Source organism: Phyllobacterium pellucidum (assembly GCF_013327855.1).
Lineage (GTDB): Bacteria > Pseudomonadota > Alphaproteobacteria > Rhizobiales > Rhizobiaceae > Phyllobacterium > Phyllobacterium pellucidum.
Genome location: NZ_JABUMX010000001.1, coordinates 174,848 through 189,824 on the forward strand (window position 1 = coordinate 174,848; position 14,977 = coordinate 189,824).

Below are 14,977 nucleotides of genomic sequence, written 5' to 3' on the forward strand. Positions count from 1 at the left end.
TAGCGTCAGCGCAGCGTTCTGAACGCCGTACGCAGCTCCGATGAGAAAAGGTCTGGTTGCTCCCAGGCGGCGAAGTGACCGCCCTTGTCGACTTTGTTGTAGTAGATGAGGTTGTGGTACGCCTTCTCGGCCCAGCTCTTCGGCGCCTGGTAGATCTCGCCGGGGAACACGGTGATCGCGGCCGGAATCTTGATGTCGACGGCGTTGAAGTTGTTGGCGTTGTTTTCCCAGTAGAGCCGCGCGCTTGACGTGGCGGTCCCTGTGAACCAGTAGAGCGAGATGTCGTCGAGCATCTCGTCCTTGGTCAGCGAGTTCTCCGGATCGCCGCCGCTATAGGTCCAGTCGGCGAACTTGTCGTAGTACCAGGCGGCGAGACCGACCGGTGAGTCGGTCAACGCATAGCCCAGCGTCTGCGGCCGCGTGACCATCATGAAAGCGTAGCCGGCGCCCTTCGTGTACAGCGCGTTCATCTGCTCGTAGGCGGCCTTCTCGTCTTCGGAAAGCCCGGCCGGCGCGGGTTCGCCATCGGCAAGCGCCTTCGCAATGTCGGGCGGAACAGTCGCCGGCATGTTGGTGTGGATGCCGAGAAGTCCGTCCGGTGCCTGGGCCGCCATCTTGTCGGATACGACAGCGCCCCAGTCTCCGCCCTGCGACACATAACGGTCGTAGCCGAGCCGCTTCATCAGCACGTCCCAAGCACGCCCGATGCGGTCCGGCCCCCATCCGGTTTCGCTTGGGACCTCCGAGAAGCCGTAGCCCGGCATGGACGGTATGACGACGTGGAAGGCGTCCTCCGCGGCGCCGCCGTGCGCGGTCGGATCGGTGAGCGGCCCGATCGTCTTGACGAGTTCGAGCACCGATCCGGGCCAGCCGTGCGTCATGATCAGCGGCAGCGCGTCCGCGTGCTTGGACTTGACGTGAATGAAGTGAATGTCGAGGCCGTCGACTTTCGTCATGAACTGCGCGTGGGCGTTCAACTTCTTCTCGCCGCGTCTCCAGTCGTACTCCTTGCCCCAGTATTCCACGAGCGGCTTCAGTTTTTGAAGCTGGACGCCCTGAGAGCGGTCGGGAACCGTCTCCTTGCCGGGCCAACGTGTCGCACGGACACGGCGGCGCAGCTCATCGACCTCCCGCTGCGGGATTGCGCACTTGAAGGGGCGGATAGCATCGCCCTCCGCTGCTGCCCTGACAGCCTTGGGAAGAATGCTAAAGGCCGCGGTCGTGGCCGTGACGGCAAGCAGTTCGCGCCGTGTCGGCGACAGTGCGCTTGCCGTTTCTACTCCTAACATAACGTCCTCCGTTAAAACTGAGTTGTTGGATTGCGTCTTAGGGATCGTCCGGCAGGGCTGCCGAAGATATTGTTCGAAGGTATCGGCGATACCAAGGGATCGGTTAGCGACGTGTCCGACCCATCGACACCTTCGAACAATGGACATCGGGGACGGCGACGGCGCATCGTCCCGATCGCGGTGAAGGTGACCGCGATTAACAGGGAGATCGAGATGGCTATCCAGGCACCCACCCCAACCAATTCAGCGCGGACAGATCAGATCGACATGAAGCTCGAAGTCGTCGTCATTCCCGTGTCCGACGTCGATCGCGCCAAGTCCTTCTACACCGGCCTTGGTTGGAGGCTCGACGCCGACGTGTCGGCAAGGACGGCTTTCGTGTTGTGCAGGTGACCCCACCGGGCTCGCCTTGCTCCGTGATCTTCGGATCGAATGTGACGGCCGCCTCACCCGGTTCCACTCAAGGCCTCCACTTGGTCGTCAGCGACATCGAGATGGCACACGCCGCTCTCGCCTCCCGCGGCGCCGAGATAAGCGGCGTCTTTCACGACCCCGGCGGCGTCTTCCATCACAAGGGCGCCGACCAACGGCTGCCCGGACCACATCCCTCCCGGTCGAGCTACGCTTCTTTCGCTTCCTTCTCCGACCTGGACGGAAACGGCTGGCTGCTGCAGGAGGTCACCGCGAGACTTCCCGGTCGCGTCGATGCCAAGGGCGCTGCGTTCACATCCGCAGGCGACCTCGCAGAGGCGCTGCGAAGGGTTGCTTCCGCCCATGGCGAGCATCAGAAGCGCGACGGCGGCAAACACGACGATACTTGGCCGGACTGGTACGCCGACTATCTGGTCAAGGAGCAGGCTGGCCAAACCCTACCGACGTGACCGCTTCAATCTTTCACTTCACGGCTTTCCGACCGCCCTCCGGGTCTGAAAGCCTGCGCCCCAGGCGATCCTCCCCGCCTGAGCGTCGCGCAAGAACGCCGGTCCTTTTCGGGCCGGCGTTCCCGCTGCTGCCGGCGACACTCGTCCGTCCGCCTCGGATAACGAGCACCAAGCCGATACCGAGCTCATCACCGTGACTGAAAGTTAGCCGGGGACGACGCCAAGGAGAACTGTCGTTTACCTGCAGACAGCCAACCGCGTTTCGGCACAATTATTCGAGGCTGCCGGATTCCGTGGCGATGCGTCCAAGTTCTGAACGTAGACGCGGGACTGCGAAGTCGATGAACGCTCGAACTTTCGGAACCGCTGCGCGCCCTTGAGGGGTCAGGATGTGGACAGGCAGCGCAGGTGGCTCCGCCTGAGGAAGAACGACTCTGAGGCGACCGTCTCGGACATATTCCGCGACATGATAGGAATAGAGCCGGGTCACGCCCATTCCTTCGGCGGCGGACGCTGCGGCTGCTCGGACGCTGTTGACGAGATAGCGCGGGGTGAAGTGGACGGTTCTTGGGACGGAAGTGTCTTTGGCCGGCGCAAAGCTCCAGGATTCGAGGCCGAAGTTCGAGAAGGCTATCAGGTCGTGGCGGGAGAGATCCGACGGCTCGTTGATTGCGGCTCGGCTGTCGAGATATCGCGGCGCCGCGACCACGACGCGGCGGACATCTCCGCCGATGCGTGTGGACATGTGGGTCGAGTCGGCGAGATTGCCGATCCTTAGGGCGACGTCCACTCCCTCGTCGACCAGGTTCACGAAGCGGTCCAGCATCAAAAACCGAACAGAGACGTTGGCGTTCTCACGAAGGAAGCTGTCGAGAATCGGCCGGAGCACCTCTTCGCCCAGGATGGGCGGCGCCGAAATTGTCAGCGTTCCTCTGGGAGAGGATCGCTCCGAGCCGGCGATCATGTCCGCCTCCTCGAGATCGACAAGCACCCTGCGGCACGCTTCGACATATCTCCGGCCTGCTTCACTGAGCTTGAGGCTCCGGGTCGTGCGATGGAGCAATTCGACGCCCACGTGCTGCTCCAGTAAAGAGAGAGCCCGGCTGATTGCTGTCGGGGACCGCTTCAGCTTGCGCGCAGCGCCGGCGAGGCTCCCCTCCTCCACGGCCGTCACGAAGACTTTCATTGCGTCGATGCGATCCATGATTCCTCACCTAACTGCTGGCCGTAGGATACCGTCACAGCATTCGCCGGCAGGCAATATCCCTGATATGATTCCAAGGTATTGGCGATACCTTGGTGCAATAGATGGCGCGCTTCGGGAATGACAGGTTCGGCCCATCAGTTTTCCAATCAGAGGATCGCGCAATGCATACCCAGTCAGTTACTCGTAGAACGCTTCTCGCGACTGCAGCCGTCGCCGGAGCAATGACCCTGCTTCCCGTTGCGGCTGCTATCGCCGGCAGCGACGAGAAGCAGATACGTCGATTCAAGTACAAGGCAAAGCAAGCCGATCTCGACGATCTTCGCCGTCGGATTAAGGCGACGCGCTTCCCCGAGCGGGAGGTCGTCGACGACAACTCGCAGGGCGTCCAGTCGGCCACGATCGAGAAGTTGGCATCCTACTGGGCGACGGACTACGACTGGAGGAAGGTAGAGGCGAAGCTGAACGCCCTTCCCCAATTCACGACCGAAATCGACGGGGTCGAGATTCATTTCATCCATGTGAAGTCTAAGCACGAAGGCGCCTTGCCGATCATCGTGACGCATGGGTGGCCTGGCTCGATCATCGAACAGATGAAGATCATCGAGCCGTTGACCAATCCCGCTGCAGCAGGCGGCTCGGCGTCCGACGCGTTCGACGTGGTCGTCCCCTCCATTCCCGGCTATGGTTTCTCCGGAAAACCGACCGAGAAGGGCTGGGACCCAATCCGCGTCGCCCGCGCGTGGATCGAACTGATGGAGCGTCTTGGCTATAGCAAGTACGTCGCGCAAGGCGGCGACTGGGGCGACGCCGTCACCGAGCAGATGGCGCTGATTGCGCCGCCCGGACTTCTTGGCATCCACGTCAACATGCCCGCGACCATCCCTGAAAACATAGCGACAGCGTTGCAGCCGGGCGGTAAGAAGCCGGATGGCTTGTCCGCCGACGAATCCAACGCTTTCGACCAGCTCGCGGACTTCTACGCGCATGGTCTTGGCTACGCGATCGAGATGGCGAACCGCCCGCAGACGCTCGTGGGGATCGCGGATTCTCCCGTGGGTCTGGCGGCCTGGATGATCGACCACGACATCCGGAGCTACGACCTCATCGCGCGCGTATTCGACGGCGAGACCGAAGGATTGAGCCGCGAGGACATCCTCGACAACGTGACCCTCTACTGGCTGACGAACACCGCCATCTCGTCGGCTCGTCTGTATTGGGAAAACAAGCTGGCCTTCTTCCAGCCGAAGAACGTCAAGATTCCTGTTGCCGTCAGCGTCTTTCCCGACGAAATCTACGCGGCCCCACGAAGCTGGACAGAGAAGGCCTATCCCAATCTCATACACTTCAACAAGCTGGCCAAAGGCGGCCACTTCGCGGCGTGGGAGCAGACAAAGGTATTCTGCGAGGAACTGCGCGCCGGGTTTCGGACGCTCCGGACGTCGTGAGCGTTGATGAAAGCTAGATTCAATGCTTGAATGATTTCGGCCTTCGGGTCGCGATCAGGAACTTTCCACGGCGCCACGCCTTATCGTTCAACGGTGGCGTTTCATGGATTCGAGCGGAGAATGTCTTCAATGGGCCTTGCCCTTACCCGGGAGTTCGGTGTGCCGAAGAATTTGGCGACGGAGTCTCGCCTCCTCTTTCGGATGGTCTGGCTAGACTCCCGGTCCGAGGATGCATCGACCTTGCAAGCAGTATCTCGATGATGCCTGGAGAGTCTCTGGTGTCGGTCGTTGACGACGATGAATCTGTCCGGGAAGCTCTCCCGGACCTGATAAAGCTATTCGGGTTCGACGTTCGGGCGTTCTCCTCAGCGACGGAATTTCTCGAATCGAAAACAGTGGCTGATACAGGTTGCCTGGTGCTCGACGTCGCAATGCCGGGAATGTCGGGGCCCGATCTGCAGGAGGAACTCGTCAGGACCGGGGTATCAATTCCGATCATCTTCATCACAGCGCATAAGGACGAGAACGAGCGCCTCACACTTATCAAAAGCGGCGCCGTCGCGTGCCTGTTCAAACCCTTCAGTGCGGCGGTCCTCAGGGAGACGCTCGATCAGGTGTTTAAGAGCGGAAAGTCACCAGACGCTACCTCTTAGACATGGTGGAACTTGGTCCACCCGACACTTTAGGATACTGTTCCGCCAGTTTTTTAGTCCCTAAAATCAGCAGTCAGGCAAATCGCACGAGGAAGCGGATGCAACCAGATCTCGGTCGGATTCTCGATTCGTTACCGGGAATGGTATTTACCGCCGTGCCCGACGGATGCATCGATTACATGAACGAGAGCCTGGCCGCGCTAACGGGAATATCAACGCCCTGCACTTGGCCTGTAGCGGAAGCCGGCAACGAAAGCCGCAGTCAGATCGAGAATTGGCGTCAAGGTCTGGCGATGGGCAGTCCCTTTGAGATCGTTATCTCGGTTCTGGATGCCGCCGCAGTCCCTCGCGATCTAGTCGTCCGGTGTAATCCGATAATCGACGACGGACGGGTTGCGAAATGGTGCGGGATCGCGGTCGAGGCCCCCCCACCGCGCGAAACAGAATTCCAGCGGATTGTCGACAGCATCCCTGTCCCAGTCGCTGTCACTACGCCGTCTGGCGACGTCAGGTCTCTCAATCAGCCGGCCCTCGACTATTTCGGTATGTCCCTGGAAGCCCTCAAGGAATGGAAGGCGACCGAGGTCGTGCATCCTGATGACCTGAATCGCACGATCGACGATCAGATCGCCGCGCACGTCAACGGCACTTTCTACAATGTCGAAAGCCGCCACCTTCGGGCAGACGGCATCTATCGTTGGCACAACGTCCTAGGGATGCCCCTGCGCGACGCGGACGGAGAAATCCTCTGCTGGTTCCACCTGCTGGTCGACATCGATGACCGCAAGAGGGCCGAGATCGAACTGGCTGCTCAGCAACGCGAGGCCCGGCTGATCCCCGAAAGCATTCCGGCCGGCGTATCAGTCCTTTCGCCGGACGGCGGGATCGAAGCGGCGAACGGCCATCTTCTTCGATACTACGGGCGCACGCTTGACGAGATACGAATGTGGCCATGCCCTGACCTGGTCCATCCGGGCGACGTGCATCGCGTAGCCGACGTTCTAGGCAGCGCGATCGCTAACGGGTTGCCCTTCGACATCGAGCTTCGCCTCCGCGGCGCGGAGGGCAGATATCGGTGGTTTCAGGTAAACGGCCATCCGCTTAAGGACGATGACGGCGCCGTAATTCGATGGTATGTGCTGCATGTCGACGTGGACGATCGAAAGCGTGCCGAACAGGCGTTGAAAGACACCGAATATGATCTTCGCAAGATCATCAACGCATTGCCAGCCGCAGTGTGGACGACGCTTCCGGACGGCTACTGCGACTTTCTTAACGATCGATGGCTCGACTATGCAGGCTACACTGCGGAGGAGGCAGAGGGGTGGGGATGGGGCTCGGTGCTTCATCCCGACGATAAGGACGAGCTGGTGCGCGGCTGGAGCACATGCCTAAGCACCGGGCTCCCGATCGATCTCGAAGCGCGCATGCAAAGGTTTGACGGCGAATACCGGTGGTTCCTGTTTCGCGCCAACATCCTCCGTGACAGCGATGGAAGGATCGTTAAATGGCTTGGAACAAACGTCGATATCGAGGATCGCAAGCGCGCCGAACAGGCGCTTGCCGAAAGGGAGCGTGAGTCTCGTCTGATCGTCGACGGCATAGCAGGCATGATCGCGATATTCTCGCCTGCGGGCGAGTTGATGGGAGGCAATCAGCAGCTCCTCGACTATTTCCAGCTCCCGTTAGAAGAGGTGAAGCATTGGGACACCAACGGCATCACGCACCCTGAAGACCTTCAGCTCTGCATCGACACGTTCATGGGGTCGATCGTGTCGGGGGAGCCTTACGACTACGAGACCAGGTTTCGCCGGCATGACGGTGTATGGCGCTGGTTCCAACTTCGCGGTCTCCCACTCCGAGACGAAGAAGGTAGGATCCAGCGGTGGTACGGGCTGCTGACCGACGTCGACGACCGCAAGCGGGCCGAAGAAAAACTGCGTCAGAGCGAGGCGTTCCTTGCGGACGCCCAGCGTCTCAGTCGCACCGGAAGCTTCTCGATGATACTCGGCACCGAACGGATTACTTGGTCCGCCGAAACCTACCGTATCTTCGACGTCGATCCCGCGGCCCCGGAAGTGACATTCTCCACAGTGCTGTCTCGTGTTCATCCCGATAGCGTCCAGATGGTAAAGCATGTGATCGAGCAGGCCCGCAACGGCTGGGGCGACTTCGACTATGAGATTGTTCTGTCGATGCCGGACCAGTCTTCGAAAAATGTGCGTGTCCTTGCACACAGCGAGCGGAACAAGGATGGGGAGCAGGAGCTGACAGGCGCAATTCAAGACATCACGGATAGTCGAAAAGCGGAAGAGGCGCTCAACGAAGCGCGGTCGGAGCTTTCGTACGTGACGCGGGCGACCAGTCTTGGTGTCCTGACAGCGTCAATTGCACACGAACTCAACCAGCCGTTAGCCGGAATTGTGACGAACGCCAGCACTTGCCTCCTCGCGCTGGGTGCGGAACCGCCGAATATCGACGTTGCGAACGACACGGCACGTCGGATGATCCGCGATGCCAACCGTTCGGCCGACGTCATCGTTCGGCTGCGCGCGCTGTTCAGTAGGAAACCTCCCGTTATTGAACCGGTTGATATGAATGAGGTCGCGATGGAAGCCATCGCTCTGGCCACGAGCGACCTGCAACGGGCGCGCCTCGCGGTTACGACGCATCTGAACGGAGAGTTACCGCCCGTTGCCGGCGCGCGCGTTCAGCTCCAGCAGGTCATCATGAACCTCCTCCGAAATGCGATTGATGCGATGTCCGAGGCGGGCGGACGTACTCGGCGCATCCTTATCCGGACAGAGCTTAGCGCAGGCGGCGACGTTCAGCTCTCCGTTGAGGACGCGGGCGTTGGGCTGCCGGCCGACGATATGGACCGGATATTCGACTCCTTCTATACTACAAAGCAGGATGGTATGGGGATCGGACTTTCCGTAAGCCGATCGATCGTCGAGAACCACAATGGACGGCTGTGGGCCCGCGCAAACGAGGAACAAGGAGTAACAGTATCCTTCACGCTGCCGCCATATGTGTCGGCGGCCACGGCGCAGAATGAGACGTTACACCTTTAGGCGTTGCCGCCATCCAATCGCTTTTTTGACCACAGCCGCTGCACGTTCCTAATGGTCGACCCACCTCGCCCAGTTTATCAGCCGGTCCTTCGGGAAGGTGCCGCTCTAGCAGATGCGTCCGCTGCCTACTTCGCGGCGCTCCTTCGGATGTTCGCCAAAGCAGGTACGTGACTGACATCCATCGCATCAACGCGAGGGACTACGGCCTTGCGCAGGACTGGTCTTGCAACACGATCGTCGGTTTTTGCAAGGACATGGGGGCGCCTTCTGGTGCCGCCGAAGTTTCCTGGCCTGGCGACGAGCATGGGCGACGTCCTGCAGGAGTTGATGCCTAAGAACGGCTGGAGCAGGGCGAAAGATCGGGTAAGCAAGATGCGCGAACGCTCGAAGTTCGACCGGTTCGGGAAACCTATCGGCGTCGGGGCGCTTTCGGACACGTTCCGCGGTTATCAAAGCAGCCCCAAGAAGGGCGAAGCTCGCCGCGCAATCAGCCGCCAGACAACGCCAAAGTTACGGTTGTCTTCGATCAAAAGCTTCCGAATGTGCCCGGCAATAGCATACGCGGCGTATTGGTTGAATATGGTCCAGGTGGCTCCAACCCGTCGCACACTCATACCAAGAGCGCCTTTATCTATGCTACGGTCATCGAGGGGCGCATCAAAACCCAGATCAACGACGGCAAGGTAAAGGTCTACAATACCGGTGAAAACTGATTGAAGTCCCGCGCGATCACCACCGCGTCAGCGCTAACGCGGGCGAGAAGGAATCAGCGAAGATTCTCGCGGTTTTGTGTCGACACCGATGAAACCCAGTTGACAAAACCTGACAAATAACGCGGTTGCCGCCGGTATCATATGAATTGCCCTTACGAAGCTTTCGCGGTGACCGCGAAAGCTGACAGCTAGATCAGGGGAAATTACCCTTCCCCCAACCGGCTTTCTGGCGTCGCCCCCGATTTCTGGCTCGACTGACGGAACGTTTTGATGTTGCAAAACCGGGACCGCATTCCGTGATCCAGTCCGCATTGCCGCTGCGCCGAATGACGCGATAGGTTGGCTATGACTTAAGTCTCGTGTCTTAATGCCTTCTTGTCTTTTAGTTCACAACGGGTTTGCTCGATGTCCAAGCTACGTTCTTTCTTAAAGCCCAAAGCGGAAGTCGTTACCTTCGATTGTTATGGCACGCTCGTGCAATGGTTTGAGGTCCTCCAGCAAGAGATTGAAGTGGCGCTTGCGAAGCAGCGCGCCAGTAAGGCAAGCGCGTCGTCGATCCTCGACAGCTTCTCTGCCCAGGGACGGCGTCTGACGGCGGAGCGGCCGTACCGGCTCTATAAGGACATCCTCCGCATCGGCTTCGCGGCCGCCTTTGCCGAGCATGGTCTAACGCCCAGCGAGGACGAGATCGAACGCATCGCGTCTTCGCCAATGAGTATGGGACCGCACCCGGAAGTGCCGGACGTCCTGCGGCGGCTGCGCGAGCGCTACAAGCTGGCGATCTTCACGAACTCCGACGACGATCTCATCGCTCCCACCGTTGCGCGCATCGGAGTGCCCTTCGACTACGTCATCACCGCCGAACAGGCGCAGGCCTACAAGCCATCGCGACAACTCTTCGAGTATGCCTATCATAGGATGGACGTCACACCCGACCAAACCGTGCACGTCGCGATGGGTATGTATTGGGACATGAAAGCGCGTCACGAACTGGGCTTACGGGGTATCTGGGTGAATCGCCGGGGAGAAACCGGCAATCCAGACTGGCTGCCTTATGCGGAAGTGTCGGACTTAAACGGAGCCGCCGATTTGCTCCTGGCCCATCAAGACTGATTTGCAGGTGTCTTCTCCGCGCGACGGCGGACCATCGTCCTAACGGGTCCGGCGCTCGTTCGCTGATACCTCGCACTAGGATCGGGAGAGCTGGGCCTCGACCGCGGCTTTGTCGAGCACTGACCATACTCTGGCAATCTTACCGCCTTCATACTCATAGAAGACGTTTTCGCAAAACTTCACGCGTTTCCCGTTGACGAGAAGGCCAAGGAACTCGCCGCTTGGGCTGATGTCAAATTCGAGACGGCTCGCCACCGTTTTCCGATCGGACACCAGAATGCTTACCTTGAAATGCAGGTCGGGGATTTCACGGAATTCCCGTTCCCGGGCCTGGCGATATGCCACAAAACCGACCCTCTCTCCATTATAGGAAACCTCGGTGCCGACATATTTTCCAAGATTGTCCCAGTCCTGGGAGTTGAGACAGTCGATGTAACCTTGGTACAAATCGGCCAGAGCGGTCGCCATTTGTATTCTCCTTTCTCTCAAGTCATTTGCTTGTGCAAGTTGATGACAGCGTCAGCGAAAGCGCTTGGCCGTTCCTGCGGCACGTTGTGACCCGCGTCGACGACGCGGTGTTCGTGAAAGCCCGCGAAGGAAACTGCTCCGTTAATTATCAAAACGGCGCAGGTTTCCCCTTTTGCATCATTGCCACAAGGAAAACGCAGGCGAGCGCGCCCAAGGCCGCAACAGAGAAGCCGTCAATAAATGACAGCACGGCGGCTTGACGCGCCACAGCGGTCGCGAGCAAGCTCGTGGCCTGTGCAGTCGCAGCTGCTGGATCGCTTGTGTGCAGTCCTGACGCACTCCGAAAAGCCGCTATCCTGTCGAGTGTCAATCCGGCGATCCCGTCGATGTGCAGGCCTATGAGGTTCGAATGAAGTTGTTCGCGTAGGCGAACATAGGTCTGCATGAATGCAGTGCCAATTTCTCCGCCAAACAAGCGGCTGATCTGGATGAGGGCGCCGATCGTGAGCGCCTCGGCAGGGTTGATCGATCTCACGATCAATACCACCAAGGCCGTCAGTGCAAAGGATTGACCTAAGGCCTGTAGAATCTGCGAGGGAAGGAAATCGCTTGTTGCCCATTGACTTGTCAGGTTCGTAGCCATCATACAGGCTACGCCAACCACCGCGGCCCCAATCGCAAGGACCCATCTCCCATCGACACGTCTGAGCAGCGCGCCTAAGGGAATCACAATGAGAAGTTGCGGAAGCGCAATCCAGAGTAGCACTGAGCCCACCTGAAGCTCGCGAAAATTCTGTACTGTCTGAAGGTAGGTGGGAATAATGTACGCTGTCGATAGAATAATGAACCGAAAGCCCGCGAGCAGGAGCAGCAGCAAGACCAGATTCTCGCGGAAAATCAGTCGGATGTTTATGAAAGGGTGGTCCGTAACAAGTTCGCGAACAATGAACGCGACAGTGAGCAAGGAACCGGACGCCAGCAAGGCGCTGATCATTCCGTTGTTGATCCAATCCAGTCGATTGCCCTGATCCAGACCCGCGTACAACAAACTGAACCCGATGGCGGCATAGGCCACACCTGGCCAGTCGAACCGGCGCAGAAGGTCAGTTTTGATTTCCTCCCGAGGGACGCCATGCCAAACACACACCGCCATAACCGGCAGCATCACGCAGTACTGCCAGGATATCCATGCCCACGACCAATTGTCGGAATACCAGCCCTCCAGAGATGCTGCTACATTAAGGGATAACTCGATATTCATCGCATAGATGGCGATCCCGTAGATGACCATGGTTACGGGCAGGCTCCGCACTATGAAACTGATCGTGAGCGGAATGAACGTTCCTGATCCTACGCCTGCCAGAAACTGCATGGTCAGGAATGCGGCAAGGTTGGGAGAGAATGGAGCCAGAAGGCTCGCGACGAAAAACAGGATGATCCCGAGAAGCAGAATTCGGCGAACACCGAATACCGCGCCGAGATATGGCGATGTGACACCGATCAGCATCTGGCCGACTGCGAAACTGGTGGTGATCCAAGCCCCTTCGTCATAGCCTGCGCCAAGCGCCCCGCGCAGATCCGCAAGGCCAAAACTTGTCACACGGCTGCCCAACGTGGCCATGACCGCACCCAACATTACGCCGACGAGACCGATATACGGGCGGTACGAAACGATCGAAAGTCGGGGATGCTGTTCCGAAACCGGATGGAGGGCAATTCCCGCCGAGCTGAAGGGCCCCGCTTGGAGACTCATGGCTGTGGCGAGGCTTTGGCTGAACTGAGGCGTGGCTCAGTAGCGGACCTCGTGTCGATTGTCGCTTGTACCGACATTCCCGGCCGTACAAGCTCGCCAAGGGCCGGGTTGGCATCGAGCACAATCTTTACCGGCACCCGCTGCACAACTTTCGTAAAGTTGCCCGTCGCGTTGTCAGGCGGCAGAAGTGCGAAGATCGAACCTGTACCTGGTGACCAACTGTCCACATGGCCGGTCAGCACGACACCGGGAAAGGCATCGACCGTTACTTTGGCGAGTTGACCCATCCTGATATTCGTCAGTTGGGTCTCTTTGTAGTTCGCGGTGACCCATAAATTCGGCATGGGAACAATGGCGATGACCTGTGTCCCGACATTGACAAATTGACCGGGCCTAACCTGACGTTGACCGACAAGGCCTTCGGCCGGCGCAAGAACGCGTGTGTAACGAAGATTGTTCTCGGCGAGACCGACCTGCGCCTCCGAAGCCTTCACCTGAGCGGCAAGCAATCGCTCCTGTCCGTCGAGTCCGGCGAGCAATGCGTTCTGCTGATCGAGCTCTGCCTTACTCAATTCGAGCTGTGCATTGGCGCGCTTTTCGGTTGCGTCCGCTTGTTCAACCAATTGTTCGGTGCTTGCAATCCGCGTATCGAGAAGCCTGCGCTGGCGAGTCAGCTCGAGCGACGACCGTATAAGGTCTGCGTTCGCAGCCGCGATCGTCGCCTCGGCCTGTCTCACGAGGGCGCGTTGCACATCGCGCTGATGGGCCAGATTGGCAAGTGAAGCGCGCGCCGAAGCGAGGTTCGCTTCAGCAAAGGCAAGCTGTGCGCGATAATCGGAAGGTTCAATTTCGACGATGAGGTCGCCCTTGTGAACGGCTTGATAATCTCCCACCGCGACAGTAGCCACATAGCCGGAGACCTTTGCAGAAAGCGGCGTGACGTCTCCTGCAACGAAGGCGTCCTGTGTTACCTGGAAACGGGCGTTGCCAATCCATTTATTCCAATTGGCGGCAACGAGCCATGCCAGCAAGGCGACCACGAATACGAAAAGAACACGTAGCAAGGGAAAAAGCCATCGTGTGCGCTTGGTGCTCGCGGTGTCTCCCGTCGCTGTTGACGATCCACTCTCCAATTTGATTCCCCAATGAGTTCGTTTGATCGCCGCGATAGACTGGGAACGAGTGCGTGCATTGACGGTTATATCGTGGCTTTGATCTGCTTGCCAACTAACGGTTCTGCTGTCTTTCCAAGACGCTGTGGGCGGATGCGAACGGCGCATATGGCGCGACATTCGCCTTCTCGATCCCGGTAAGCGAAGTGACAAGAGACGCCATCAACCGAGACAGTTCCCAGTAAAACGCCCTATTGCGGTGGCTAACACGAAACTCCAGTTCAGTCATAATAGTCAGGCAGCAGCTTCAAGCTATCCGCCTGCTGCTTGTCGTGGTTTATGAACATGGTCGCGTCATACTGTTTTATCAGCGCCCGCACACGGTCCATTGATGCAATCGACTGTGCTTTGTCGACGTTCAACGCGGGAACGATGTCATGCTCGAAGTTGCTCTCGAGATGCACGACGTCTCCCGACAGGATGACATATCCGGTTTGGGCCAGATGAACCATGAGCGACTGGCTCCCCGGCGTGTGCCCAGGTGTCGATAGCAATCTGACGCTTCCATCGTGAAAAAAGTCAACATCCCCGCTCACGAGTTCCAGGCGGCCGGGGTCCCCGAGTAATTTCTTAGCAAGTTTCACAAGCGTGTTCAGGTTTGGATCTGACGGCGGAGGCGAGTTGATCCAATCGTATTCGGCTTTCTGCATCACAACTGTCGCATCCGGAAATAACCCGACGTTTCCGATGTGATCGCCATGCGTATGGGAAACGAGGACGTAGTTGATATCAGCAGGTTTCAGACCGATTTGCGCGAGCTGAGAGGAGATCGTTCTGTCGAGATGATAGACGATGAGGCTAGGAAGCGTAGACCAGCCCTTCGGATCGCCAATTGTCCCTTCCGGAACACCGGTGTCCCACATCAGATATTCCGTTCCATGCTGTATGAGGTAACACGTCGATGAGAATTCGATCGATTTTCCTTTGTTCTCGCCCGGCGTCCAGACGGACTCGTCATTTGCTAAGGAGTGGCCGCAATCCACCCTGTATAGCCGATCGATTGTCTTAGAAAACGCGCCAGCCGCGGACGCAACTTCTCCATCGAAGGTGAGCGAGGCGAGCGCTAGGCCGACCATGGTCGAGGACAGCGAATAAGTTTTCGTTTTCATTTTAATTGCTCCTATCAAGAAATTCCTGTTCGGGACGCGACCACGGAAAATATAGCTGTGTACTGTGTCCTGCCGAGATTGCACTTAGGTATCGCCGTTG

General features: G+C 58.6%; 10 protein-coding genes and 2 pseudogenes. 6 read left to right on the forward strand and 6 right to left on the reverse strand.

Annotation, left to right across the window (positions count from 1 at the left end):
* Positions 1-5 precede the first annotated feature (5 nt).
* Positions 6-1,289 carry an epoxide hydrolase family protein gene (locus HQ945_RS00825; RefSeq protein WP_174207556.1) on the reverse strand — a complete coding sequence of 428 codons (1,284 nt, stop codon included), beginning with the start codon at positions 1,287-1,289 and terminating at the stop codon, positions 6-8.
* A 213-nt stretch (positions 1,290-1,502) separates the two neighbouring features.
* On the opposite strand from HQ945_RS00825, the pseudogene HQ945_RS00830 reads away from it, so the two are divergent.
* Positions 1,503-2,170, forward strand: a pseudogene (locus HQ945_RS00830) (VOC family protein).
* Positions 2,171-2,441: 271 nt separating this feature from the next.
* On the opposite strand, the gene HQ945_RS00835 reads toward HQ945_RS00830, so the two are convergent.
* Positions 2,442-3,374 carry a LysR family transcriptional regulator gene (locus HQ945_RS00835; protein ID WP_153667411.1) on the reverse strand — a complete coding sequence of 311 codons (933 nt, stop codon included), beginning with the start codon at positions 3,372-3,374 and terminating at the stop codon, positions 2,442-2,444.
* A gap of 164 nt (positions 3,375-3,538) precedes the next feature.
* Here HQ945_RS00835 and HQ945_RS00840 point away from each other — a divergent pair, with 164 nt between their 5' ends.
* From HQ945_RS00840 to HQ945_RS00860, 5 genes and pseudogenes are all read left to right on the forward strand, one after another.
* Complete coding sequence (locus HQ945_RS00840; RefSeq protein WP_174207557.1) at positions 3,539-4,822, forward strand: epoxide hydrolase family protein; 1,284 nt, start codon at positions 3,539-3,541, stop codon at positions 4,820-4,822.
* 257 nt (positions 4,823-5,079) lie between these two features.
* Entirely contained in the window at positions 5,080-5,475 is a 396-nt protein-coding gene (locus HQ945_RS00845) for a response regulator transcription factor (RefSeq protein WP_153667409.1), read from the forward strand.
* A gap of 2 nt (positions 5,476-5,477) precedes the next feature.
* The gene (locus HQ945_RS00850) at positions 5,478-8,549 is read left to right on the forward strand and encodes a PAS domain-containing sensor histidine kinase (RefSeq protein WP_246272443.1); all 3,072 of its coding nucleotides are present in this window, start codon (positions 5,478-5,480) and stop codon (positions 8,547-8,549) included.
* A gap of 494 nt (positions 8,550-9,043) precedes the next feature.
* A pseudogene (locus HQ945_RS22675) lies at positions 9,044-9,382 on the forward strand (cupin domain-containing protein); the annotation flags it as partial.
* A 285-nt stretch (positions 9,383-9,667) separates the two neighbouring features.
* Positions 9,668-10,375, forward strand: coding sequence for a haloacid dehalogenase type II (locus HQ945_RS00860; RefSeq protein WP_174207558.1), 708 nt, complete (start codon positions 9,668-9,670; stop codon positions 10,373-10,375).
* A 75-nt stretch (positions 10,376-10,450) separates the two neighbouring features.
* Here the strand turns inward: HQ945_RS00860 and HQ945_RS00865 are convergent, their stop codons facing one another.
* From HQ945_RS00865 to HQ945_RS00880, 4 genes are all read right to left on the reverse strand, one after another.
* Positions 10,451-10,843, reverse strand: coding sequence for an ester cyclase (locus HQ945_RS00865; protein ID WP_174207559.1), 393 nt, complete (start codon positions 10,841-10,843; stop codon positions 10,451-10,453).
* Positions 10,844-10,991: 148 nt separating this feature from the next.
* Positions 10,992-12,596 (reverse strand): MFS transporter, encoded by a 1,605-nt coding sequence (locus HQ945_RS00870; protein WP_174207560.1) that lies wholly within the window; start codon positions 12,594-12,596, stop codon positions 10,992-10,994.
* Positions 12,593-13,888, reverse strand: coding sequence for an HlyD family secretion protein (locus HQ945_RS00875; RefSeq protein WP_246272447.1), 1,296 nt, complete (start codon positions 13,886-13,888; stop codon positions 12,593-12,595). The genes HQ945_RS00870 and HQ945_RS00875 overlap by 4 nt, the downstream gene beginning before the upstream one ends.
* A 101-nt stretch (positions 13,889-13,989) precedes the next feature.
* Complete coding sequence (locus HQ945_RS00880; protein ID WP_174207561.1) at positions 13,990-14,877, reverse strand: N-acyl homoserine lactonase family protein; 888 nt, start codon at positions 14,875-14,877, stop codon at positions 13,990-13,992.
* Positions 14,878-14,977: the final 100 nt, after the last annotated feature.

Excerpts from the sequence above, each read along its gene's own strand:
- HQ945_RS00825 (WP_174207556.1), bottom strand. The coding sequence starts at position 1,289 with ATGTTAGGAGTAGAAACGGCAAGCGCACTGTCGCCGACACGGCGCGAA.
- HQ945_RS00835 (WP_153667411.1), bottom strand. The coding sequence starts at position 3,374 with ATGGATCGCATCGACGCAATGAAAGTCTTCGTGACGGCCGTGGAGGAG.
- HQ945_RS00840 (WP_174207557.1), top strand. The coding sequence starts at position 3,539 with ATGCATACCCAGTCAGTTACTCGTAGAACGCTTCTCGCGACTGCAGCC.
- HQ945_RS00845 (WP_153667409.1), top strand. The coding sequence starts at position 5,080 with ATGATGCCTGGAGAGTCTCTGGTGTCGGTCGTTGACGACGATGAATCT.
- HQ945_RS00850 (WP_246272443.1), top strand. The coding sequence starts at position 5,478 with ATGGTGGAACTTGGTCCACCCGACACTTTAGGATACTGTTCCGCCAGT.
- HQ945_RS00860 (WP_174207558.1), top strand. The coding sequence starts at position 9,668 with ATGTCCAAGCTACGTTCTTTCTTAAAGCCCAAAGCGGAAGTCGTTACC.
- HQ945_RS00865 (WP_174207559.1), bottom strand. The coding sequence starts at position 10,843 with ATGGCGACCGCTCTGGCCGATTTGTACCAAGGTTACATCGACTGTCTC.
- HQ945_RS00870 (WP_174207560.1), bottom strand. The coding sequence starts at position 12,596 with ATGAGTCTCCAAGCGGGGCCCTTCAGCTCGGCGGGAATTGCCCTCCAT.
- HQ945_RS00875 (WP_246272447.1), bottom strand. The coding sequence starts at position 13,888 with ATGTCGCGCCATATGCGCCGTTCGCATCCGCCCACAGCGTCTTGGAAA.
- HQ945_RS00880 (WP_174207561.1), bottom strand. The coding sequence starts at position 14,877 with ATGAAAACGAAAACTTATTCGCTGTCCTCGACCATGGTCGGCCTAGCG.